The organism is Bacillus cereus group sp. BfR-BA-01492 (genome assembly GCF_022662815.1).
GTDB lineage: Bacteria > Bacillota > Bacilli > Bacillales > Bacillaceae_G > Bacillus_A > Bacillus_A cereus_BD.
On the sequence record NZ_JAKUEH010000024.1, the window covers coordinates 25617 to 49918 of the forward strand.

The following is a 24302-nucleotide window of genomic DNA, read 5'->3' on the forward strand; positions in this document are numbered from 1 at the left end:
CATTCTTCTATTCCCATTTTATATAGAACATTTACTCTTATACAACATTTTACATGCATATATATGAAAAGGGATTGCAGTTTCCACACCGCATCCCCTTTTTTCTACATGAGTTTTTGAACTCCTTGAACAGCTTCATATCCAAAATACATACCAAATCCAACTAATATGATTCCTGCTGCAAGAGAAATCCATTTCATAATACGATCATTAACAAATTTTCTGCCGAAATGAATCGTCGTTGCCATAAATAAGTCCCAGATCATAATCCCGACAAATATCATAATGCTGTATAGCAATGCTTTTTCCTTACCTACAGTACTAATCGCACTTGTTAAAACTGCACCGTAGATTCCAATCCAAAATACAATATTAAGCGGATTAGAAATTGCAATGAAAAAACCAGCGGCAAATGATTTCATCGGGTGTTCTTTTTCATCGGTTTCTATACTGTCAACCTGCTTAGAAACATCTCTTATACTTTCATAACCGAGATATAAGAGTGTAAAAAAACCGAATACCCAAATCATTAATTTTGCAATAGGTGTTGTTAAATACGTAGAGACACCAAAATAAATAAGAAACATCATCATAACATCAGCTAACATTGCACCTACCCCAACAAGCCATGCGCTTAAAAATCCGTTTTTTATTCCCTTATTTATTTGCGCAATATTGATAGGACCAACTGGTGCTGATAAAGAAACCCCAAGCAATACGTAACTAAAAAGAACGCTAATCACGGTTTCTCTCATCCCCTTTATATGTACTCCTAAACGAAATGTATATTCCATTATACCCTTTTATTACCTAAAATAAATAATTTTCTGAATTCTAAAAGAAAAAGGATACTTATTTGTAAGCATCCTTTTTAATCCGTTGTCATTAACCTCTTCGCTTCAAAATACAATACTTGAATGAACTTCTTCGTATTAATTCTCGTATGTCCATGCGCTGTAAACTCTTCCTTTGTCATTTCTGTCATACGCTTGCGAACAATGGTAAAATCAAAAAACTTCGGTGCATAACTTTCAAACTTTGGATTTGAAAAATCGGTTAAGCCAAGGGAGGCCAAATGGTTTAAAGATTGATATATTGCGCGGCGCACCCTCTGTTCAGAAGCTTTTCTTTCTTTATCAATTTCCACTTCTGAAGCCGATTCTCCTAATTTTTTAACTGTGATATAGTGAAAAATATCTTTCAATGCTGGAAATCCATATTCAAATGTTTTTTCTTTTTCTAGACCTATTAAATACTCCAGCATACTGAGTAAATCTTTACTTCCATTCTCTCCAGCTATTCCAAGTTCTGATAATAAATAACGTCCTGAATCTGCTATTTTCTTCTCTTCTCGCATTGTTTCATTTTGCACTTGTGGTTTCTCCCATTGAAAGACATTATTTAATGATTTTTGAATATCTTGTATCGAGCGTTCTAATCGAATTCGCTCCATTACTTTTCGAACGATAGATATAACCTCAATTTTATTCAAAGGTTTTGTAATATAATATTCAACCCCTAATGCATAGGCTTCTCCAATCAATTGCTTCGATTCTACTTGAGAAATCATAATCACTTTCCCTGTAAAATCTGGTAAAATGTGACGTATCGTTTCAATTCCATCTCGAATTGGCATTAATAAATCAATAAATAAAATATCTATCTTTTTAAAATTCAGCTGATCAGCTTCTATAAATGCGCCATCTTCCGCTTCTCCGATAACTTCTCCAAGATCACTATCTTCAATAATTTGCGAAAGCATAGAGCGGAACACTTCGTCATCATCTACAATATAGTAAAGCACGCTACTCCCCCTTTCTTACTAAACGCTCCTCCGGCACATAAACAAGAAAAATACATCCAGTTCCTTTTTCTTTCTCTTGCAGTTCCACTTTTCCACCTAGCTCTGTAACCATTTCTTTTATATAAGAAAGACCAATCCCTGTCGACGGTGTTCCTGTTTGATCATATTTTGATGTAAATCCCGGTTTAAAGACTAACTCTTTATACTTTGGCGAAATCCCAGGACCATTATCTATCACTGCAAACATAATATTTGTGTCTTTTTTGTAAACATTTATATGAATGATACCCTCACTCTCAATTGCTTCCACAGCATTGGCAACTAAATTATTCAAAATCGATAATACTGTATAAACATGGTACTCATTCTGCTTGCCTTTTACATTTTTAGAAAAGTTGATTTCTTTCCCTAACAGCTGTGCATATTTTTCATTAATTCTTACAATCATTTCAATTAAATTATGACCTTCCATATACTCAGAAAGATTTTTATCCAGTAAAAGTTTCGATAATCCTGCAAATATTCTTTGATTATCTTTTTTGATTTCATGAACTTCTCCAGCGATTTTTAACGCTTTTTTACTATGCGCCTCCATATTCGCACCGTTATCTGCCTGTAAATTTCGATATAATTGATACGCTTCCTGCGTAATTAATTCCGCATTTTGAAGCGTCTTTTTTAAGTGAACAGACTCCACATATAAATTGGAAAGATGCATCAACATCTTTTCATTTTCTTTACGAATCTGTCGTTCTTTTAATTTTGTTTCATACAAATTCATCATGTTCCAAAATCCTAAAGCGAAGAAACTACGAAAAACTGCGATAATAATTAATTTATTGATTTCAGACAAAGTAATGATTGTACCCAATACGAAAATGTGATGAAAAGCAAGCTCTGCCATGCTTGCAATGATTTCAATTGTGATTCCAAGACACCCAATTACAATTGGCTTTTGATGAAATGTATTCACTCTACATAAAGAAAAAAGACTTCCATAAACAAAATAATAAAAGAAAGCTGGATAACGCAAATAAAAAGACTCCGTTATATGAAAAGAATCTTGCAGCATCCAATCAAAAACAACTCGAAACCCTACTACTGATAATCCAACTAATAGTCCTACTGCACTAGCTGGTATTTTCCGCAAAAATAATAATAAAAAGAAAAAAAGCGGGGTCCCAAAACTGACGCGAAATGTATCATTAAAGGGGTGAAAATTCAGCTCTCCAGCAATCGGGACCACTACCATTAACATGATGAAAAGAGATATATCTTTTTTCCATAATTGATTCCAGTTCAAAGGTAACACTTCCTATTTCCGAAGTATATGTACGAAAAAAACCGAACAAGAAAGCCCGCTTATACATAAACGGGCTTTCGTTTTGTTTTATATTTTTACTTCCTCAACTGCTTTTATGTTGCGATATGTAGGCTCCCACATCGCTTTTTTAACAGCTTGCTTTATTTCATTTTCATTCAGTTGTTCACGCGCAACCCCTTCAGCAACAGCCACTTTTGCTACTTCAATTGCAACAATCTCAGAAATATAACGTAATTCTTCAACTTCTGGTAAAATCGGTGCTCCTTGTTTACTTGTATCCACCATACTTGCTACCGCTTCTGCAGCTGCCGCAAACATACTATCTGTCATTACACTTGCACGAACAACAATCGTTCCAAGACCAAGACCTGGGAAAATAAGTGCATTATTAGACTGTCCAATTACATATTTTATACCATTATAGGTAACAGGTTCAAATGGGCTTCCTGTTGCCACTAGCGCTCGCCCTTCTGTCCACTGAATCAAATCCTCTGGTTTCGCTTCAGCAAGTGATGTTGGATTGGACATTGGTAAAATAATTGGTCTTTCTACGTGAGAAGCCATTTCTTTCACAATTTCTTCTGTAAAGGCACCTGCAACCGTTGATGTTCCAATTAAAATTGTTGGTTTCACATGTTTTACAACTTCTGCAAGCTGGATTGTTTCACTTTGTTTCCATTCCTCTACTTCCGCGTATGGACACGCGTATGGAATTTGGAAATCTAGCAGACTTTCCATCTGATCTGTAATAAGACCGTTGCGATCAATGCACCAAAAACGTGCAGTTGCTTCTTTTTCTGATAACCCGGCACGCATCATTGCATCGCGTACTTGATCAGCGATTCCAATTCCAGCAGTACCAGCTCCAAAAACAACAACGCGATGTTCACAAAGTGGTACTCCAGATACCTTCACTGCCGATAATACTGCCGCGAGTGAAACAGCGCCTGTCCCTTGAATATCATCATTAAATGTACATACGTGATGACGATATTTATTTAAAATTTTACGCGCATTATGGGAACTGAAATCTTCCCAATGTAACAGCGCATTCGGGAATTTGTTACATACTGTTTTTACAAACGTATCAATAAATGCATCATAAGCTTCACCTGTTATACGAGGGTGACGATTTCCAATATAAAATGGATTATTTAATAAATCCTCTCGATTCGTCCCTACGTCTAAAATTACCGGTAATACGCGACTAGGATCGATTCCAACTGCTGCCGTATAAACAGCTAATTTTCCAATTGCAATATTAATACCACCTACGCCCCAGTCACCGATTCCTAATATTCCTTCTCCATCTGTTACAACAATTAAATCAACATTCTCAGCTGTTGCTCCCATATTAGAAAAGGCTTCTTCAATACCAGAAGGATCATCAATTGATAAATATACGCCACGCGGTTTCCGATATTCATGGCTATATCTTTGAATTGCTACTCCAACCGTTGGCGTATAGACGATTGGAAGCATTTCTCGTAAATGGTCTGTTAATAAACGATAAAATAATACTTCATTTCGATCATGAAGCGCCGTTAAATATACATTTTTCAATAAATCATCTGGCTGAGAACAAAATTGTTCATACGCACGGCGCGCTTGCTCATCTAATGTTAATACCGCTGGCGGTAATAATCCTTTTAACCCTAATGCTTCTCGTTCTTTTTCTGTAAACGCAACCCCTTTATTTAATAATGGTGTTGCTAATACTTCTACTCCTCTTAATGTTGTCTCTAATGTACCATCAGAGGAAACCGTAAATTTACTCATACCATCCCTACCCTTATTTATATATCATTTCTATATTGTAAACAAAGAAGAGAGGAATGTCCTCCCCTCTTCTTTTAGTTTTTCTTTAGAAGTGCTGCTCCTGCAATCCCCGGATGTGTCATTTCATATGGATCTAAAATTAAGTCTAGTTCTTCTTGAGATAAAACACCATTTTTTATACATAGATCTCTAACAGACTGTCCAGTAGCAATTGCTTCTTTCGCAACGCGAGCTGCTGCTTCGTAACCAATATGAGGGTTTACCGCTGTAATAATTCCTACACTTTTTTCAACATATTCTTTTAAACGACCTTCGTTTGCTTCAATCCCTTTTAGACAATTATCCGTAAAGGCACGGAAACCATTTTTCATAATACTAATGGATTGAAGTAGGTTAAAGACAAGTACTGGTTCCATAACGTTCAACTCTAATTGACCAGCTTCTGAAGCTAGACAGATTGTATGATCATTACCAATGACTTGGAATGCAATTTGATTAATAACCTCTGGCATGACTGGATTCACTTTACCAGGCATAATAGATGAACCTGGTTGGCGAGCTGGCAACATAATTTCTGCAAGACCAACACGTGGTCCTGATGCCATAAGACGTAAATCATTAGCTATTTTAGACATATTCATCATACATACTTTCAGCGCAGCTGATACTTCTGTATAGGCATCTGTATTTTGCGTTGCATCCACTAAATCCTCTGCACCAACAAGAGGTAATCCGCTAATGGAAGATAAATGTTTTACAACTGCTTCAATGTATTCAGGGTCTGCATTTAGCCCTGTTCCAACTGCTGTTGCTCCCATATTTACTTCATATAAATGTTGACGGGATTGCTCAATTCGTTTTATGTCGCGTTCAATAACACGTGCATACGCTTTAAATTCTTGTCCAAGACGAATTGGCACAGCGTCTTGTAAGTGCGTACGACCCATTTTAATGACATGGTCGAATTGATCTGCTTTCAATTCAAAAATATCATGCATATATCCCATTGTTTGCAATAATTCTTCCAATGCATTTAATGTAGCAATATGAATAGCTGTTGGGAATGCGTCATTTGTTGATTGCGCCATATTCACATGGCTATTTGGGCTAATATACTGATAGTCTCCCTTTTCTCTCTCTAATAATTCAAGTGCACGATTGGCAATGACTTCATTTGTATTCATATTCATAGACGTTCCAGCTCCGCCTTGAATCGGATCTACGATAAATTGATCATGCCACTTGCCTTCTAGAATTTCCTGCGCCGCTTCCGCAATAGCACCGCCCTTTTTCAAATCTAATCGTCCAACATCTGTATTGGCAAGTGCAGCCGCTTTTTTCACAATCGCAAACGCCTTAATTAAACCGTCATGAATTTTATAACCTGTAATAGGAAAATTCTCCACAGCACGCATTGTTTGAACGCCGTAATAAGCATGCAGTGGCACTTCTTTTTCACCTAAAAAGTCTTTTTCAATCCGTATATTTTTTGTAGTTTCAGTTAAAGTTGTCATTTTGACTCACTCCTTCTTTATTTCTTATGCTACTTCTGTTTGTTTGACTGTTTCTACATATTGTTTTGCTTTCTCTTGATCAAACTCACCTTCCCATTTTGACATAACAATGGCCGCTAATGCATTTCCTAATACATTGACAGCTGAGCGAATCATATCTAAAATACGGTCAATACCAGCAATCAGCGCAATACCTTCAAGCGGTAATCCCATTGAACCTAACGTTGCAAGTACAACAACAAACGATGCCCCTGGTACTCCTGCCATCCCTTTTGATGTTAGCATGAGAACAAATAAGAGCGTAATTTGTTGCGTAAATGACATGTGTACACCGTACATTTGTGCAACGAATAATGCTGCCAACGCTTGATAAATTGCTGAACCGGTTAAATTAAATGTATAGCCTGTCGGAATAACAAAAGAGGCAACTGCCTTCGGACAACCGAACTCTTCCATTTTTCTCATTATATTAGGTAAAACAGCTTCTGAACTCGCTGTCGTGAATGAAAGTATAAGCTCTTCCTTTAAAATCTTCATTAATGTGAAGATGTTTACTCCTACCATCCTTGCATTAATACCTAATACAACAATAACGAATAGTATAACAGTTACATACACAGCTAGCACTAATTTTCCTAAAGGAAGTAGTGTTGCTACTCCAAATTTTGCAACAGTAACTGCAATCAGTGCAAATACACCAAACGGAGCAAATTTCATGACTTGATTTGTCACCCAGAACATCGCTTCAAGTACACCTTCAAAAAAGTGAAATACGGATCTTCCTTTTTCACCAATTGCTGCAACTCCTAAGCCAAATAAAACAGAAAAGAAAATAATCGGCAATAAATCACCTTGTGCAATCGATTCAAATACATTCTTTGGTACAATGTTAACAATTGTTTCTGCAAAACCTTGTTTTTGCGTTGCATCAGCCGTTTGCTTATATGAAGAAATATCACTTTGTTGCAAGTTGCTCATATCAACACCCGTACCTGGATGGAATACGTTGGCTGCGATTAGTCCCATCAAAATCGCAATTGTTGTGATAATTTCAAAGTAAAGGATTGTTTTACCACCTAATTTTCCTAGCTTCTTCATATCTCCTACTCCAGCGACTGCAACAATTAGCGCTGAAATGACAATCGGCACTACAATCATTTTGATTAAATGAATAAATATATCACCGATTGGTGTAATATACGAAATCACTGTTTTATTGCCAGAAAAGATTGCCCCTACTACAATCCCTAAAACAAGCGCAACAAATATTTGTGTCGCTAGTCCGAATTTTTTCATATACTTCCTCCCCTTCATGCGAACGCTTTCAATTTGTATTTATAAAAGCTTATTCACATGATATAGGTGAACCTACAAAATCAGACAAAAACCTACAATATCGTCACAAAAAATTCGAATTTTTTTCTTTTTCTATTCATTGACAAGTTCTGAAAGAAGCAATATATTCTTTAAAAAATAAAGTTTCACTTTATACGAAAGCTTTAATCCCTTCTATCACAAGTCCAATTACAAAGCCACATACAGCGCCATTGACACGAATCCATTGCAAATCTTTCCCTACATTTTTCTCAATCATTGTAATAAGTGTTTGATCATCTAATTTATCTAAGTTCTCTTTCACAAGTTGTCCAATTTTCGAATGATTGTTTTCCACAAGTTTCACAATTTGTCCTTGCAACCAATTCTCCATTTTCCGCACTGCCTCTGCATCTTCTTTTATTTTATTGAGCTGCTTCATCATAAACGGCAACAAATACTGATCTGTAAATTCTTCTTTTTTAATAAAAGTTACTGCTCTTTCTTGTACTTGGTCTAATAATTCTTTTATTTTTTCAGCTGCATTCCAGTTCGCAATCCACGTTTCTTTCCATTTTTGTAATTCCTGCAATACTGCTTCATTTTCTTTTACTTGAACGAACTCCTCACGCATTTTCATTATGATTAGCTGTCTTGTACGATTATGAGGATTTTGCAAACTATGAATGTTACTCATGACAAACTTCTGCAAAATATTTCCGATTTTTTCTTCATCGATAATATTCATAAATGATTTTAATGTAAATTGCAAAAAGCCATCTACTTTTATATTTTCCATCGCTTTCATCCCTAAGCTTCCAAGCTGATATCGCGCCTCATCTTGCGCAGTCCATTCTTTCGCTTTCGCTAACATATAATCAAGCGCTTTCTCATCATATTCTTGCCTTACGAGTTGATCCATTAAAATTTGCAGTATATTTCCTGTATCCATTGTATGCAAGTATGTTTTCAGTTCTTTTTCTACGATCACAGCAAGTTTTTCTGTATTCATTTGCAGAATCGCTTTTTCAATAATCGTAACAAATCCTTTTTTGACGGCTTCTGATTGCAGTTCTCTTTCTGCAATTTGCAGTACCATTTGTGCGAACTGCAACTCTTTCACTTTGCTTGTAATACTTTCCTTTGTGAGCCAATCATTTTCTAATGTTGTAACAAGGCCTTTTGTAATGCGCTTACGATTTTTCGGTAAAAGTGCCGTATGCGGAATAGGAATTCCCATCGGATGACGAAATAAAGCGGTAACCGCAAACCAGTCAGCAAGTCCACCGACTAGCCCTGCTTCAAAACCACCTTGCATAATTTCTCCTGCTACTGCATGTTGAAACGGAATAGTAGCAGCAAATCCAATCCCCATCACACCAAGAGAAATTCCTGCTATATATTTTGATTGTAGTGACATTGTACACACATCCTCTTTATGTAAACTGAAAAATTTGTTCCATCGTGATCTGTAAAAGCTCATATATATACTATAAAGAACCTCTTTGAAAATAACAAAGAAAAATCCGTCTCATTTTATATTTATCTCGCTATTTTAGGACAGGAACAGCCCGGTTGGTGAGGGCTCATAATCAGCAGGGGATGAAGAAAACCACTACGTATTAAAGTTTCACTTTATTTACAGCAGGATTGCTCCCGTTATATATCGAAGCTTTTACACAACAAAATCATGAGGAGGCTTTATAAATGAGATTAACAATAATTGGTGGCGGTGATTTACAAAATGCAAATCACCTTCCTATTAACGAAAGGCTTGTAAAACTAACGTATAAACAGTCTCCAAACGTATTATTCATTCCAACAGCGAGTCATGACGATGAAAGTTATATTGAATCATTTTTCAATGTCTTTGGAAAACAATTAAACTGTGAGGTTCATGTTTTACGCACATTAAATAGGAAACCTAACAAAGAGGAACAGGACGCTCTCATTCATTCTGCAGATCTCATTTATCTTGGTGGTGGAAATTACATTCGTATGATGGAATATTGGAAAACATATGAAATAGATAAAAGTTTGCATCATGCATTACAAAAGGAAACATTGATTGCAGGAATTAGCGCTGGTGCTATGTGTTGGTTTATTTCTAGCATTCGTTCAAATGGGGAACAAAACGATTATGCAGAAGCAACCGGATGGGGAATCATCAACAAAAGATTTTGTCCGCATTATCATCAACCAGACCGGGCCATCGCCTTTCACTCATTTTTACAAAGTTATGAAGGAAATATAGAAGGCATTGCTTTAGAAGATGATTGTGCAATTTACATTACCGAAAATTCGTTTGAGATTATTGGAAAGCCAGAAAAAGCTTGGGAATTTTATATGAGTAATGGAGAACTGAGTAGACAGCATCTTGACGTTACGTTAAAAAGTTATTTATAAAAATAGCAATACCCCTCCTTACAGGGTATTGCTATTTTCTAACTCACAAGTCGTGTAATTCGTTTTTTCTTCCATACAAATTGGTAATAGCCATATTGTAAAAGCAAACTCACAATAAAGGCAGCTGGATAGCCAATCCATATTCCTTCTATGCCAAGGTCAGTATGGTACGATAATACATAGGCAACAGGAACCTCTACAAGCCAAATCGATACGACACCGATAATCGTCGGCCAGAGTACTGTTCCACTTGCACGCATAGTAGCACCAATAATTTGCGCATGCCCAAAAATCAAATAGCTCCACAACGTAATCATCACTAAACTATACGCAATGTCAATTGTACTTGAGCTTGTTAAAAATAGCGATAAAATTTCTCTTGCAAACAAGTAAATGAAAGCAATTAAGACGCCACCAATGACATAGTTCATAATAATACCAGCTCGAACGACTTTTTGTAATCGTCCAAATTGATTCGCACCAATTGATTGCGCAGCGAAGATGGAAACAGTAATTCCAAGGCTAACCGCTGGCATTTGTACATAGCTTGCTACTTGGTTCACAACTCCATATGCCGCAGTTGCATCCGAACCAAAGCGATTGACAAATGCAATAACCGCAATCTCAGATAAAGAAACTAAAATCATATTAATACTTGCTGGAATACCAAGGCGCAGCAATAATTTTAGCAGCTCCCAATCCATGCGAAGATATTTTCGTACCGTCTCATCTAGCTGTAATGGATGGTTTTTCTTCTTTAAATATATAAGCATTACAACAAACGTGATGATCGTTGAAATAACAGACGCATAAGCTGCTCCATACACATCAAGCTTCGGAAGTCCGATCCACCCAAACACTAAAATAGGTAATAAAATCATATTTAAAGCTGTACTAACAATTAAGAAATAAAATGGCGTTTTGGAATCTCCTGTTCCGCGCATAAATGTTGTATAAGCAAAATATAAAAATAAAACCGGCATCGAAATAAATAAAATCCGTGCATAATGCACACTCATATCAATAATATTGGCTGGTGTGCCCATAAAGCGCATAATATCCATTGCAAATATACTTCCAACAATCGCTAAAATAACCCCTATAATAAATGTAAACGTTAATGTTGTCCCAACAATCGCTTTTAAGCGGTCTTCATTTTTAGCCCCATACGCTTGACCAATTAAAATGGAGCTACCAGATCCAATTCCAATTACAAAGGAAACAAGTAAGAAAAAGAGTGGAAAGAACGCTGAAATAGCGGCTAAATCGTGTTCACCAAGCCAGCGTCCTACGATTACCATACCAAATAATTGTCCGACTGATTGTAAAACATTACTTAATAGTAAAGGAACTAAAAACATAGACATCGATTGCCATATTGGTTTTTCCTTCATTTCTTGATTTTGTGATTCTACACTTTCTTTCATATTCTCTACGGATGACTTCAACATTCATTTCTCCTTTATTTTAGGATCGCTCGGTTATATCCGCGCTCTCCAAATGGTTGTAATTGTTCCAACCATTTTTCTTCTAGTTTTTTCAATTCTTCTTTCGGATGAAAAGATTCTGTTTCTTTCTTTTTCAACACTTCTAACACTTCAAACGTAAAAGCTTCCTCACCATATTGTTTCCATTCCTCTTGTAGTACCCGATTTGTATGTGAACCTACATTTAGCTCAAAGCGTCTTCCATTCATCATCTTTAAATTCATTGCACTTTCCACACACATCTTTTGATTTTTTGTATTGGTAATTAGGTAAATGCCTGCTTCCACCTCTATCTCTTTGTATAGTTGTTTTAATTCTGCTCTTCTATTCATTTTCCTCTTTCCTTTCTTATTATAATTTCACCCAATATTTGCTTCCATCATCAGTCCGATCAAGAAAGCCATATTCGATTAAATATCTTCTTAACGTTACAAAATCGGAATATACACCTCTCAAAATTTCATTCACTTCGTTTTCGGTATACTTTTTGTTCCGATTAAATTTTTTGATTAAATGGCGCAATATAATTAATTTTCTTTTTTGTTTTTTTGGAAATTTAGCAAGCGGACCATCTAACCCTTCCGTAAAATACATTTTTAATATTTCATCATTTTCTTCTTCTGTAATATTGTAACGATCGTCCACCATCGTAGCAGTTCTATGAATGGGCACAAATTTAGATTGCACTTTTTCCTTTTCTTCAGACAGTTCCATTAACGCTAAAAACACTCTTGCTTGCTTCATTTTCTCACGCAATGTAAAGCGATGATTACGAATTGTCGATGTACTTCCCCCATCCAACTCTTTCACAATTTCTTTATCGCTACATCCCATATAAAAAAATTGAACCATCTTCTTTTGTAACTCTGTTAAACCTGTATACTTTTTATCAAGATGCAATAAATAATCAAACATAGATATATGCTCATTTTGAATGTGTACTTGTACAAACTTTTCCGCCTCATATAAAACTTGATGATCCTGGTAAATGACTCCTTTTATAAAGGACTCTCCACACGCTAAACAAATATACGCTTCTGTTTCTTCCTCAAACACATATCCTTTCTTTAATTCTTCAATCGACGCTTCCCAAAACTTCTCCGAAATATCACTCATACTAAACAATCCTCCATATAGTTTATTTTATATGCAAACAAATTATTATTTCGTTTATTATGTCTCTATCATCTTAACATAACAAAAACAAACATTTCAATATTTTGTTTACCTATTTTACAAACGTTTATAAAATATATCTATACACCTTTAATACTAATAAAAAAGATTCATTCTTTTAATGAATTCTATACTTTTGAATTTTTTACGAACAAAAAAGATGCTCCCCTTAAAATAGAGAGCATCTTTTCATTCTTTATGATTACAATTATTATCTTGCGTTTTGCAAAACTGTTTTTTTCTTTGCACTGTTTACTAAAATTTGGCTCATTTTAATAATATCCTTTTTCCGATTTCTCTGACTCCATTCGTCTTGAAATTGATTGGCGCATCCACTGATTATAAGCATACAACTATATATAAAACAGATCTTTATTATTTTTTCACTACTCATTTCTATCATCCTCAATACAGAAAACTAACAACTGAATCATAAAAGAAATATATATCGTTTTTCTTACTTTAAATAGTTTACATGAACCTTAAGTTAAGAAATATGCAATTATGCATATTTCTATTATTAATCTACATTTTATGATTCAATACTAAATAGAGGTGATTGATTTGAAATTTAAAGTGAAACAAAATCCGATTCACATCATGTTATTCTCTTCACTTGCAATTGCTTTCATCGTTCTTTTCTTCCTACAAGATAGTCATTCACTTCTTAATATCTTTATGGTCGGAATGACCTTATATAATATAATTTCTTTCTTTCAATCTACCTACACATTTACTCCTTCCTCGCTCATTATTCATTACGGTTTTGTAAGAACAGAAATTTTGTATGAAGACATTCGCCATATAAAATACTATGGTAAACCGCTCCATTCAGAGAAATGGACAAGACAACGACTTGAATTTGCATATGGACTATTTGATACTTTAACAGCTTGTGTACCGCAAAATGAAGACGAATTTCTTTCCGAATTAAAAAGCAAATGTCCAAATGTAAAAATATTAGATAGACACGTAAATTAAAAATAAGAGCACTGTCTCACTTTTATTATAAGTAGGACAGTGCTCTTATTCGCTTCTATGATAGAATGTTTCAATTTTAAATTTTTATTCTTTCGGAGCGATCATTTTCTCCGGATCGACAATTTCGTCAAATTGTTCTTCTGTTAATAATCCTGACTGCAATGCTGCTTCTTTTAAAGTTAATCCCTCTTTATGTGCATGCTTTGCAATTTTTGCTGCATTTTCATATCCAATATGCGGATTTAATGCTGTTACAAGCATTAAGGAACGATTCACATTTTGTTTAATCACTTCTTCGTTCGCTTCAATACCAACTGCACATTTATCATTGAATGAAACTGTTGCATCCGCTAATAAATGAGCGGATTGTAAGAAATTATATGCAATAACCGGTTTAAATACATTTAATTCAAAGTTCCCTTGGCTAGCCGCAAATCCAATTGTTGCATCATTTCCCATAACTTGCGCTGCTACCATTGTTAAGGCTTCACTTTGTGTTGGATTTACCTTACCTGGCATAATAGAGCTACCTGGTTCATTTGCTGGAATAATAATTTCGCCAAGACCACTGCGCGGACCACTTGCAAGCCAGCGCACATCATTTGCAATCTTCATTAAATCAGCAGCTAATGCTTTTAATGCACCATGTGCAAATACAACTTCATCATGACTTGTTAATGCATGAAATTTGTTCGGCGCAGAAACGAACTGTTTCCCTGTAAATTGGCTAATTTCTGCCGCTACCATCTCACCAAATTTAGGATGAGCATTAATTCCCGTTCCAACTGCAGTACCACCAATCGCTAACTCCTTCATATATGTATTGCTCTCAGCAATCATACGCTCCGTTTTTTCAAGCATACGATGCCAACCACTAATTTCTTGCCCTAATGTAAGAGGCGTAGCATCTTGCAAATGTGTACGACCAATTTTAATAATATGTTGAAAAGCGGTTACCTTTTCTGCTAATGTACCTTTTAACTTCGCAATAGCTGGTAATACATGCTCTTCCACTGCTATTACACAAGCCACATGAAGGGCTGTTGGAAATGTATCATTTGAACTTTGAGACATATTCACGTCGTCATTTGGATGAATATGTGCATCAATTCCTTTTTCTTTCAAAATTTGACTCCCACGATTCGCAATCACTTCGTTCACATTCATATTTGATTGTGTACCACTACCTGTTTGCCATACAACAAGAGGGAAGTGTTCATTCCATTTCCCTTCAATAATTTCATCAGCTGCTTGTACAATCGCTTCTGCTTTTTCTTCAGCTAATTTCCCTAATTTTTGATTACTAATCGCGGCACTTTTCTTTAAAATAGCAAAAGCCTTTACAATTTCAAGTGGCATGCGCTCAGTGCCAATCGGAAAGTTTTCTTTACTGCGCTGCGTTTGAGCTGCCCATAATTTGTCAGCTGGAACCTTCATTTCTCCTAATGTATCTCTTTCAATTCTATACTCCATTTTTTCATCCCCTTGAAAATAAAATATCTACCTTTCTTATTTTAACAGAATTCCAATCAAATGATAAGAATTCTCACTTCAGTACATAAATAAAATGGAATGATTCCTTAGAACATAAAAGGTCACCTTCTGCTAAAAGCAGAAAGTGACCTTTTATTTATGATACTTGCTTTCCTTTTTCAGCACCATCTACATACCAAATAAATTTACCTGTATATCCATAAATAATTGCTAAAGCTAAAGATACGAAGCTTAGCCACATAAATGGAATGTATGATAATGTTGCTACCCCTAAAATACCAGCCATAAAAATACCATTATCAGACCATGGTACCATACCAGCCGTTAATGTTCCGCCTACTTCTGAGTTACGAGCTAATACGCGGCGATCTAATTTTAATTTATCATAGTTTTCTTGCATAATTTTTGGAGTCAAAATTAACGATACGTACATCGCACAACCAAATACATTTGCTAAGAAAGCTACAATTAATGTAGAAAGCGTTACATTTCCGGCAGAATTTAATTTCTTCTCAAATTTCGATACGATTACCTTTAAAACACCTAGTTTTTCAAGCAAGCCGCCAAATCCTAATCCGAAAATAATAACAGCTACTGAACCAAGCATACCGTTAATACCACCACGGTTTAATAATTTATCAATAAATTCAATACCTGATTGAATTGAGAATCCATTATACGCCGTTCCAATTGCCTCCCCAAAGTGCATACCTTGGAAAAGCGTAGCCCAAATCGCACCAAGAAGTGCTCCCATTGCAATTGTTGGCATAGATGGGCGCTTCATTGCTAATAACATAATAACAATGAACGCTGGAACAAGCATCCATATGTTAATATCAAATTGTTTCAATAAAGCTCCTTTTAAAAATTCTACTTTGTTTAAATCAACATGATCTCCACCATACATCCAGCCAGCAATTGTAAACATAATTCCTGTAATGATATAAGCTGGAACATCTAGTACAAGCATCGCTCGAACGTGTGCGATTACATCTACTTTTGCCATAGAAGCAGCAAGTACTGTACTATCTGAAAGTGGAGATAGTTTATCACCAAAATAAGCACCTGACAGAACTGCCCCAGCAACTAATGGAAGCGGCAATCCAAGCCCTTCTCCAATTGCCATCATCGCGATACCAGCTGTTCCAACTGTGCCCCATGATGTTCCTGTTGCAATCGAAGTAATTGAACAGATGATTAACGTTGCTAATAAGAATATACTCGGGTGAATAAACTCTAATCCATAATAGATTAACGTTGGCACAACGCCACCAGCAATCCATGTCCCAATGAGTGCCCCAACTGCAACTAAAATAAGAACGGCTTCTAATCCATTAGCAATTCCCTTTATAATTGCATCTTGCAATTCTTGGTAACGAAATCCTAATCTGAGTCCTAGCGCAATCACTAAAAACCATGAAATAAATAGCGCTAATTGAATTGGGAGATTAAAAATCGTTTGAAAAGAAAAGACGACAGCAAGAAACAGTAATAACAAAATGATGATTTCTGGAATCGTCGGTAATCTTACACTTTTCATTTGCTTCTCTCCTTACAAGTCGATAACATGATGTGTGTCGTCTTACGTGTATGCGATATACAGTTAACAAAGACAAACTAAAATTTTCACATTATTTCGATTTATTTTTCCAGTATAATATATACGACCCTTTCTATTGTAAAAGTAGATTGTCCTTTTCGCAATGAAAATTATAAAAAATTTTATATTTTTATTTATAATTTCCAAAAATGCATATGAAATCCTTATAACTATAAATAGAACAAGCTAGTTCCCTAGGAGAGGAACCAGCTTGTTCTCATTTTTCTTTTTTCGGCTTATTGATTACATTTATCCATATCATAACTACAATTGTACTGATGACAACAAATGCCGCATAACCAATTCCAGCATTGTTACCAATTGTTTCTAAACCAAATGGTAATAAAATCGTGACAATGCCGATTGTATAAGAAAAAAATCCTGATATTTTTGCAAGTTTTTCTTTATCCCCTACAAACGTTTCTTCTTGATATCCTGCTAGAAGAAATAATCTCTTTTTTATGTGAATTTGGTATCCTAACATGATGATTAACATACCTAACAAAAAACAAATGATAAAACCGCCGATCATCAAATCTCCCCCTCCAATCCTTTACCATCTATTATCTAATTTATTTTTTAAAAATTCCATTTATTTTTATTGTTATTCGTGATATATTGCATATTGTATTACATATTTCAATGCATTTCCTCTAGAAAGGAGGCTTTTATTATGAATTCAGCTAGGTTAAAAGGAATTATAATGGTGATTATAGGAGCCAGTTTATGGGGATTATCCGGGACTGCTGCACAACAGCTTTTCCAACAAGAACGTGTATCTGCCGAATGGCTTGTAACAATTCGTCTACTTGTATCAGGCTTTCTATTGCTCTTATTTGCATCATTTCGTAGTAAAAAACATGAAATATTCGGGATTTGGAAACAAAAAAGTGATGCGAATAAAATGATTTTATTCGGATTACTAGGTATGCTAGCTGTACAATATACTTATTTTGCATCTATTCGTGAAGGAAACGCTGCGATTGCAACATTATTGCAATATTTAGCACCTATTTTCATCACTGTATACTTAATCTTCAAATGGAAGATTCGCCCGAAAATCATTGACTTTATTTCCATTACACTTTCTTTAATCGGAACATTCTTTTTATTAACAAATGGTTCTATTCATACCCTTTCTGTTTCTGCTCCTGCTATCATTTGGGGTATTTTATCAGGATTATCATTAGCATTTTATAGTTTATATTCAAAAGAGTTATTAGATAGATGGTCTTCAGCAGTTATTGTGGGATGGGGAATGATCATCGGGGGGATTGGTGTAACAATGTTACACTTCTTTTCTACAAATGAATTTATCTTACTATCTAGCATGAAATATCTCCACATTCAAAACTTACTTTTGATCGCATTCGTTATCATCTTTGGTACACTCATTGCATTTTATTTATATTTAGACAGCATACGATACTTAACTCCAAAAGAAACAACATTATTTGGTTGCACAGAACCTCTTGCAGCAATTCTTTCAAGTGTTCTTATTTTGCATGTTCCCTTTCAATCATTTCAACTACTAGGCGCAATTTGCGTGATCGTAATGGTACTTTTATTGAGCCAAAAACCTGATGAAGGGAAACCAAAATTACGGCTTGTTCAAACAAAAAAGAAAATAGGAAGTAAATAGCGAAAGGAGTTCTTCTTCATTATGCCTATTCCTCAAAATTATCAAAAACAAGAAAGATTATCCGCTAAATCACTCGTTTTAAATCAGTTACAAGACTGGATTATTGAAGGGGTCTTACAACCTGATGAAAAGATTCATGATGGAGAGCTGGCTAAAGCTTTAGGAGTAAGTCGAACACCTGTTAGGGAAGCACTTCAAGTATTAGAAATTTCAGGACTAGTCGAGATGGTACCGGGACAAAAAACAAAAATTGCACCAATAAAATTAGAAGACGTACCTATCATGTATGAAACAATCGCTGGGCTTCATACCATCGTTGGAAAACAAGCTATGAAGCATATCAATGAGACTGATATTGTAGAGCTTTCGCAAATCAATTTTGCATTTCAAACAGCATTGCTTGAGAAAAATACAAAAAAAACGTTACAATTAGATGTAGCATTTCATAATAAAATAGTAGCAATATCAAAAAATACATATATCGAACCTTTCTTAGCCAACCTTCACCTTCATGTATTACGCCTTGAATATATATTTTTTCAAGCTCTTACTCCAGCAAAGCAATCGATTGAAGAGCATCATTTCATGATTAAAGCTTTACAAGAGAAAGATGAAGAGAAATTAGAGCAAATGATCACGCAAAACTGGTTACGCCCAATGAAAGAAATTCAAAACATCATTTCTACAAAATAACGAAGAGCCGTTTATGCTGCATCCAACATAAACGGCTCTTCTGATTTATTCTATATCTATATAACTATGCCTGAATTTCAGCGTATTTCTTAATGTTCTTGTACTCTTTTTCTAGTTCCTCTAATGAAAGCTCATATAATTGTCGATCGAGAATTTTAAATACCCCTGCCCCAATTAACTGATCAATCAATTGCTTTTTTCGATTTTCAATAGCAAAACGGAGTTGACTACTCACTTTTTTAAAAACTCCTTTCTACAATGATTATAGATGATAATCTTTATCAATTACCGATTTAACTATAAAAGGTGAAACTTTATAAGTAAAATAATTTCATGAAATATTTACCTTCCAAACTGTTTGTGGCCACATTATATATATGTATGTTGCAAGGCAAATGTTATGACACTTTTTCTCATCTTTTTTCTTTCATACTTTGCAAATTGTCTCTGAATCATTGAATGCTGTATATGGACTTCTTCTTTTCACATATTTGTTCCTTGCATTCATACACTTATTCTTATCGTAATGTATCTGTTACACCCTTCCTATACCCTCTTCGTCATTTTCATGCTCGATTCCTTTTTCTCAAAAAAACAAGACTACTTCTCTTTCTTTCTCATATTGTTTAATAATGTACAACTTAAAAAGGAGGCGTTTCATTTGAAGCGATTATTTCTTTGTATGGAGCATGAAATTGTTGTTGCTGAAGAGAAAGATGAGGACTTCCAAATTCAATGCCACTTACAAAATATGCAGCCCACTTGTATCGCAGTTGATCCATTCCAACCGAATCGTATTTACTGCGGTACTTTTGGACGAGGATTATGGGTAAGCGATGATAAAGGAGATTCTTGGAGACCAATTGGCGATGCCTATCGCTATTTTGATTTTCCGAAAGAAGATGGAATTCTTCATTCTGCTATTACTTCGATTACTATAAGCCCCGCAAAACAAAAGAACGGTTACGGCACTATTTATGTTGGAACAGAACCTAGTGCGTTATTCTGTTCAGAAAATGGAGGAGAAACGTGGACAGAACTAAAAACGATGAAATCATTATTATCTTCCTATACATGGGCTTTTCCACCTCGTCCCTTTACACATCATGTACGATGGATTACAGTAGACCCTCATAACGAAAATACAATACATGTATCTATCGAAGCTGGCGCCGTTATTCAAAGTAATGATCATGGACAGACATGGAGCGATAAAAAATTCGGTGCTCCAATCGACGCCCATCAGTTACTCATGCACGATGATGCTCCTAACCGTCTATACGCATCATGTGGTGATGGATTTATGAACGGACCTGAACGAGCATATCTCGAAAGCTATGATAATGGTAATACCTGGACTTCATGCAGTGAAGGGTTAGAACATCATTATTTATATAGTATGGCAATTGATCCAGCTGATTGTGATACAATTCTTGTTTCTGCCGCACCAAGCGCTGACTTAGCTCACCACCGTATTCCTTATGAATCCTATATGTATCGAAAAACGAAGGATACCCCATTTGAGCAAGTACATAAAGGCTTACCATCTGCAATCGGTACAGTCATTTCCATGCTTGCTACGAATCCAGCAGAACCTCATACGTTTTATGCTTTAAATAATAATGGCGTCTTTCAATCTATAGATAGCGGACAAACATGGGAACAATTAAACATTCCATGGAAAGAAGAATATAAGACGCAACACCCTCACGCACTATTCGTAACTACCTTTTAAAGAGAAGGGACTAGCCCGCTAATCAAGGCCAGTCCCTTCTTCTTTCATTTATTCCTTTTTTATATAGCGTATAGAACACACTTTTCAAAAAGAAATTTACTCACAAAATAACATTTCACTATATTAGACACATCATTTTATTACCCTACTTCTTTGTTTTTATTAGTTCTAAATTCATGTAAATGATTTAAATAATGAATCGTTTCTTCTTTTCCTAATGCCACATGATTTGCGAGCATCGTATCTCCTACTATTTTATGATATAAATCAAAGTAGACATGATTGATCACGTGATTATCTTTTATATTCTTCAGCCCTTCAATGAAGGGGATCATATGGTTCACAATATCAAATTCACAAGCTACATTTTGTATATAATGTATTTCTGGAACGTATTGTATACTTTTATAAAATTCTATTACATTTATTCTTTCTCGATATTTTTCTATAATTTCTTCTTCAGATAAACCAGAATAACTATGCCGAAATACATTTTGTACTGGGCCTGTAATCCATTTTGTTAAGCAAGTTTGCGGATTATTGACAAGAGCGACTGTATCCTTAAGAAACCCAGCTAACATGAAAGACATAAATCCGCCACCTGAACTACCAAAAAATAGAACATTTTTATGGAGTACCTTTGTTTTTTCGATTAACTTAGTAAGGATGGTTGCAATATCTTTTAAATAATATCGTTCTTTTGTCCCTTGCCCCCACCCTAGCAAAATGTTACCTAAATATAAAGTAGGATCATTATAATAAATAACAGTATCATGTAAATCATTGATCCAAGAATGTCGTTGAAAAATCGGAGGCCCAATTGGATTCTCATGATATCCTCCGGCTCCAGATCCTAAAACGATCATCCTGGAAGAGTTTGACTTCACTCTAATTAAAAATTCATATTTCACCCCATTCCACATGACGGACAAAATAAACGGTTTATCATATATAAAATGAAATGAATCTAAATTCTCATATTGAATGTGTATATTCTTATATTGATCAATCAAATGACTTAACAACCTCCCTTTCATTCTTTCGATAACGAGAAAGTTCATCATTACAAAACGAGCCACCTACTCCCACCCTAAAGCTTAAAGTAGGAATCTTACTGCCCTAAAATAGCGGGATAAAATTAATATCTTTTTTACAGTCTATACAAATTGTAAAGTTTAGATAAAATAAAAACATACTATATGTAATGCATCTTATTCCATTTTTGTTTGGACATTTATATGCAATATTGTATATGACACAACATGATTACTGTTCTACTAAAAATTTCTGAGAATATTTTCTCAAGTCTACAATTTATTTCATCTAGTATACTATTTATAAAGTTAGGTTTTATTAATCTATCACTATTTTATAATTAGGAGATGAGACATATGTGTGGAATTACAGGTTGGGTCGATTGGAGAGAAGACCTTTCAAATCAACAACATATTTTACAGGCTATGGCAAACCGTATTAAGCACCGTGGCCCAGATGCAGAAGGCTTTTGGTTATCCCCGCGAGCAGCATTCGCACATCGTCGTTTAATTGTCATTGATCCTAAAGGTGGAGCACAGCCAAAAACATATAAGGCTGGTGATTATACATTTGCCATCACATATAATGGTGAAATTTATAATTTTCGAGAACTAAGAGAAATCTTAAAAAGGAATGGACACACATTTGAAACATATTCAGATACAGAAGTATTGCTCCATGCTTATTTGGAATGGAAAGAAGACTGCGTGCAACATTTAAATGGCATTTTTGCTTTCGCAATATGGGATGACCAAAAACAACAACTCTTTTTAGCGCGAGATCATTTAGGTGTCAAACCACTTTTTTATACAGAGCGCAATGATAGTATTATTTTCGGCTCAGAAATTAAGGCATTACTTGCTCATCCGTCCGTGTCTGCTGAAATTGACGAAAGTGGTATTAATGAAATATTTGGGCTCGGGTCATTTCGAACTCCAGGATGCGGTGTGTTGAAACATATAAAAGAAGTGCGCGCCGGACATTATATCACATTTACAAAAGATAAAAAGGTAGTAAAAAGATATTGGACTTTCACAAGTAAAAAACATACAGATACTCCAGAAGAAACAGCCTCACATATTCTTTCTATTCTACAAGACACTGTAAAACGACAACTCATTGCTGATGTACCTCTCGTTTGTATGTTATCTGGCGGTTTAGATTCTAGTGGTATTACTGCTCTAGCAGGAAAGGAATTTGCAAAGGAAAATAAAACACTTCATACGTATTCCATCGACTTTGTAAACAGCGCCAAAGATTTTGAGTTAACTTTTTCTCGCACTGGTCTAGATGCCCCGTGGGTAAAACGAGTATCTGAACATGTCGGAACAACTCATCACGATATTATTGTCAATGCAGAAGAATTAGCAAATCACTTATTTGTTCCACTTTATGCAAAAGATTTACCGGGTGCCGGTGAGATAGAAACTTCACTATATTTACTATTTCAGGAAATGAAAAAAGACGCTACTGTTGCACTTTCTGGCGAATCAGCTGACGAAGTATTTGGCGGATACCCTTGGTTTCATCAAGAAGAACTATTATATGTAGATCAGTTCCCTTGGCTCACAAACTGGAAAAACTCTTCCTTCCTCTTACAAAATGAAGTAAAAAAACAATGCAATCTTGATCATTATATTCATAATCGATTCCAAGAGGCCATTCAGGAAGTTCCGATCCTCCCTGATGAAAATAAAAAAGAAGCAAAACAACGCCAAATGTTTTATTTATTCTTAACAAGATTTTTACCGTTTTTACTGGACCGAAAAGATCGCATGAGCATGGCGGTTGGCTTTGAAGTTCGCGTACCATTTTGTGATTATCGACTCGTAGAATACTTATGGAACGTACCTTTTGATGTAAAACGGATTGATCATATTGAAAAAGGCATTTTACGTCGGGCATTAAAAAGCGTCTTACCAGATGACGTTCGCAACCGAAGAAAGAGCGCTTATCCAACTTCACAAGATCCGAATTACTTACAAGCCATTCGCAATTTAACGCTTGATATGTGTAGTAATAAAAACAATCCAATCTTCTCACTTATCGATCATTCCGCATTGCTTGCAATTGCAAATCAAACGAATCAAGAAATCAATGATTTGGATGCGAGAAGTACAATGGAATATATGCTACAAACGAACGAATGGTTAAAAAGCTATCATATTCGCATTCGGTAAACAAAAAAGAGCTCAGATTCTTACATATGAACTGTACCCCGAATCATGGACACTTAAAAAAAGCCCCATGATTCGGGGTTTTTGTGTATTTTTATCAAAAAACCTCGTTATAATGGAACCAATGATAGAAATGAGGTA

At 35.2% G+C, this 24302-nt stretch carries 22 protein-coding genes; 6 read left to right on the forward strand and 16 right to left on the reverse strand.

The window, feature by feature from the left end; genetic code table 11:
* Positions 1-104: 104 nt before the first annotated feature.
* The 7 genes from MR063_RS19810 to MR063_RS19840 form a co-directional block, all read right to left on the reverse strand.
* Positions 105-743, reverse strand: coding sequence for a LysE family transporter (locus MR063_RS19810; RefSeq protein ID WP_242200989.1), 639 nt, complete (start codon positions 741-743; stop codon positions 105-107).
* Positions 744-871: 128 nt separating this feature from the next.
* On the reverse strand, positions 872-1804 hold the full coding sequence (locus MR063_RS19815) for a response regulator (RefSeq protein ID WP_242200954.1): 933 nt from the start codon (positions 1802-1804) through the stop codon (positions 872-874).
* 1 nt (position 1805) lies between these two features.
* Positions 1806-3107 (reverse strand): ATP-binding protein, encoded by a 1302-nt coding sequence (locus tag MR063_RS19820; protein ID WP_277927956.1) that lies wholly within the window; start codon positions 3105-3107, stop codon positions 1806-1808.
* An 87-nt stretch (positions 3108-3194) separates the two neighbouring features.
* Complete coding sequence (malS, locus tag MR063_RS19825) at positions 3195-4928, reverse strand: oxaloacetate-decarboxylating malate dehydrogenase (protein ID WP_242200990.1); 1734 nt, start codon at positions 4926-4928, stop codon at positions 3195-3197.
* A gap of 53 nt (positions 4929-4981) precedes the next feature.
* Entirely contained in the window at positions 4982-6421 is a 1440-nt protein-coding gene (gene aspA, locus MR063_RS19830; protein ID WP_242145741.1) for an aspartate ammonia-lyase, read from the reverse strand.
* 24 nt (positions 6422-6445) lie between these two features.
* Positions 6446-7717, reverse strand: a complete 1272-nt coding sequence (locus MR063_RS19835) for a cation:dicarboxylate symporter family transporter (protein ID WP_242200959.1) — start codon at positions 7715-7717, stop codon at positions 6446-6448.
* Between the two features lie 190 nt (positions 7718-7907).
* Positions 7908-9155: a DUF445 domain-containing protein gene (locus MR063_RS19840; RefSeq protein ID WP_242200961.1), complete on the reverse strand. Its 1248-nt coding sequence runs from the start codon at positions 9153-9155 to the stop codon at positions 7908-7910.
* Between the two features lie 287 nt (positions 9156-9442).
* Here MR063_RS19840 and MR063_RS19845 point away from each other — a divergent pair, with 287 nt between their 5' ends.
* Positions 9443-10141: a peptidase E gene (locus tag MR063_RS19845; protein ID WP_242200963.1), complete on the forward strand. Its 699-nt coding sequence runs from the start codon at positions 9443-9445 to the stop codon at positions 10139-10141.
* Between the two features lie 38 nt (positions 10142-10179).
* Here the strand turns inward: MR063_RS19845 and MR063_RS19850 are convergent, their stop codons facing one another.
* From MR063_RS19850 to MR063_RS19865, 4 genes are all read right to left on the reverse strand, one after another.
* Complete coding sequence (locus MR063_RS19850; protein ID WP_396021460.1) at positions 10180-11568, reverse strand: MATE family efflux transporter; 1389 nt, start codon at positions 11566-11568, stop codon at positions 10180-10182.
* 35 nt (positions 11569-11603) lie between these two features.
* The gene (locus MR063_RS19855; protein WP_242200965.1) at positions 11604-11960 is read right to left on the reverse strand and encodes a GIY-YIG nuclease family protein; all 357 of its coding nucleotides are present in this window, start codon (positions 11958-11960) and stop codon (positions 11604-11606) included.
* A gap of 19 nt (positions 11961-11979) precedes the next feature.
* Positions 11980-12744, reverse strand: a complete 765-nt coding sequence (locus MR063_RS19860; RefSeq protein WP_242200967.1) for a DUF2087 domain-containing protein — start codon at positions 12742-12744, stop codon at positions 11980-11982.
* Positions 12745-13015: 271 nt separating this feature from the next.
* On the reverse strand, positions 13016-13153 hold the full coding sequence (locus MR063_RS19865; RefSeq protein WP_242145734.1) for a hypothetical protein: 138 nt from the start codon (positions 13151-13153) through the stop codon (positions 13016-13018).
* 206 nt (positions 13154-13359) lie between these two features.
* Between MR063_RS19865 and MR063_RS19870 the strand changes: the two genes are divergently transcribed.
* Positions 13360-13785, forward strand: coding sequence for a PH domain-containing protein (locus MR063_RS19870; RefSeq protein ID WP_313929703.1), 426 nt, complete (start codon positions 13360-13362; stop codon positions 13783-13785).
* A gap of 84 nt (positions 13786-13869) precedes the next feature.
* On the opposite strand, the gene fumC is transcribed toward MR063_RS19870, so the two are convergent.
* From fumC to MR063_RS19885, 3 genes are all read right to left on the reverse strand, one after another.
* Positions 13870-15258, reverse strand: a complete 1389-nt coding sequence (gene fumC / locus MR063_RS19875) for a class II fumarate hydratase (RefSeq protein ID WP_242200971.1) — start codon at positions 15256-15258, stop codon at positions 13870-13872.
* Between the two features lie 157 nt (positions 15259-15415).
* A complete protein-coding gene (nhaC, locus tag MR063_RS19880; RefSeq protein WP_242200973.1) occupies positions 15416-16819 on the reverse strand; it encodes a Na+/H+ antiporter NhaC in 1404 nt (467 codons plus the stop codon).
* A 277-nt stretch (positions 16820-17096) separates the two neighbouring features.
* On the reverse strand, positions 17097-17411 hold the full coding sequence (locus MR063_RS19885; RefSeq protein WP_242200975.1) for a DUF3784 domain-containing protein: 315 nt from the start codon (positions 17409-17411) through the stop codon (positions 17097-17099).
* Between the two features lie 141 nt (positions 17412-17552).
* Between MR063_RS19885 and MR063_RS19890 the strand changes: the two genes are divergently transcribed.
* On the forward strand, positions 17553-18521 hold the full coding sequence (locus tag MR063_RS19890; RefSeq protein ID WP_242200977.1) for a DMT family transporter: 969 nt from the start codon (positions 17553-17555) through the stop codon (positions 18519-18521).
* Positions 18522-18542: 21 nt separating this feature from the next.
* Complete coding sequence (locus MR063_RS19895; protein WP_242200979.1) at positions 18543-19214, forward strand: GntR family transcriptional regulator; 672 nt, start codon at positions 18543-18545, stop codon at positions 19212-19214.
* Positions 19215-19278: 64 nt separating this feature from the next.
* On the opposite strand, the gene fbpA is transcribed toward MR063_RS19895, so the two are convergent.
* Positions 19279-19449, reverse strand: coding sequence for a Fur-regulated basic protein FbpA (gene fbpA / locus MR063_RS19900; RefSeq protein ID WP_087098360.1), 171 nt, complete (start codon positions 19447-19449; stop codon positions 19279-19281).
* Positions 19450-19875: 426 nt separating this feature from the next.
* On the opposite strand from fbpA, the gene MR063_RS19905 reads away from it, so the two are divergent.
* Positions 19876-20949 carry a WD40/YVTN/BNR-like repeat-containing protein gene (locus MR063_RS19905; protein ID WP_242200982.1) on the forward strand — a complete coding sequence of 358 codons (1074 nt, stop codon included), beginning with the start codon at positions 19876-19878 and terminating at the stop codon, positions 20947-20949.
* A gap of 140 nt (positions 20950-21089) precedes the next feature.
* Here the strand turns inward: MR063_RS19905 and MR063_RS19910 are convergent, their stop codons facing one another.
* Positions 21090-22028 carry a glycosyl transferase family 2 gene (locus MR063_RS19910; protein WP_242200984.1) on the reverse strand — a complete coding sequence of 313 codons (939 nt, stop codon included), beginning with the start codon at positions 22026-22028 and terminating at the stop codon, positions 21090-21092.
* 312 nt (positions 22029-22340) lie between these two features.
* Here MR063_RS19910 and asnB point away from each other — a divergent pair, with 312 nt between their 5' ends.
* Positions 22341-24164, forward strand: coding sequence for an asparagine synthase (glutamine-hydrolyzing) (asnB, locus tag MR063_RS19915; protein WP_242200986.1), 1824 nt, complete (start codon positions 22341-22343; stop codon positions 24162-24164).
* Positions 24165-24302: the final 138 nt, after the last annotated feature.

Bases quoted from the DNA above. Each gene is read 5' to 3' on its own strand.
- aspA (WP_242145741.1), bottom strand. From the start codon at position 6,421: ATGACAACTTTAACTGAAACTACAAAAAATATACGGATTGAAAAAGAC.
- MR063_RS19835 (WP_242200959.1), bottom strand. From the start codon at position 7,717: ATGAAAAAATTCGGACTAGCGACACAAATATTTGTTGCGCTTGTTTTA.
- MR063_RS19840 (WP_242200961.1), bottom strand. From the start codon at position 9,155: ATGTCACTACAATCAAAATATATAGCAGGAATTTCTCTTGGTGTGATG.
- MR063_RS19845 (WP_242200963.1), top strand. From the start codon at position 9,443: ATGAGATTAACAATAATTGGTGGCGGTGATTTACAAAATGCAAATCAC.
- MR063_RS19850 (WP_396021460.1), bottom strand. From the start codon at position 11,568: ATGAAAGAAAGTGTAGAATCACAAAATCAAGAAATGAAGGAAAAACCA.
- MR063_RS19855 (WP_242200965.1), bottom strand. From the start codon at position 11,960: ATGAATAGAAGAGCAGAATTAAAACAACTATACAAAGAGATAGAGGTG.
- MR063_RS19860 (WP_242200967.1), bottom strand. From the start codon at position 12,744: ATGAGTGATATTTCGGAGAAGTTTTGGGAAGCGTCGATTGAAGAATTA.
- MR063_RS19865 (WP_242145734.1), bottom strand. From the start codon at position 13,153: ATGCTTATAATCAGTGGATGCGCCAATCAATTTCAAGACGAATGGAGT.
- fumC (WP_242200971.1), bottom strand. From the start codon at position 15,258: ATGGAGTATAGAATTGAAAGAGATACATTAGGAGAAATGAAGGTTCCA.
- nhaC (WP_242200973.1), bottom strand. From the start codon at position 16,819: ATGAAAAGTGTAAGATTACCGACGATTCCAGAAATCATCATTTTGTTA.
- MR063_RS19885 (WP_242200975.1), bottom strand. From the start codon at position 17,411: ATGATCGGCGGTTTTATCATTTGTTTTTTGTTAGGTATGTTAATCATC.
- MR063_RS19890 (WP_242200977.1), top strand. From the start codon at position 17,553: ATGAATTCAGCTAGGTTAAAAGGAATTATAATGGTGATTATAGGAGCC.
- MR063_RS19895 (WP_242200979.1), top strand. From the start codon at position 18,543: ATGCCTATTCCTCAAAATTATCAAAAACAAGAAAGATTATCCGCTAAA.
- asnB (WP_242200986.1), top strand. From the start codon at position 22,341: ATGTGTGGAATTACAGGTTGGGTCGATTGGAGAGAAGACCTTTCAAAT.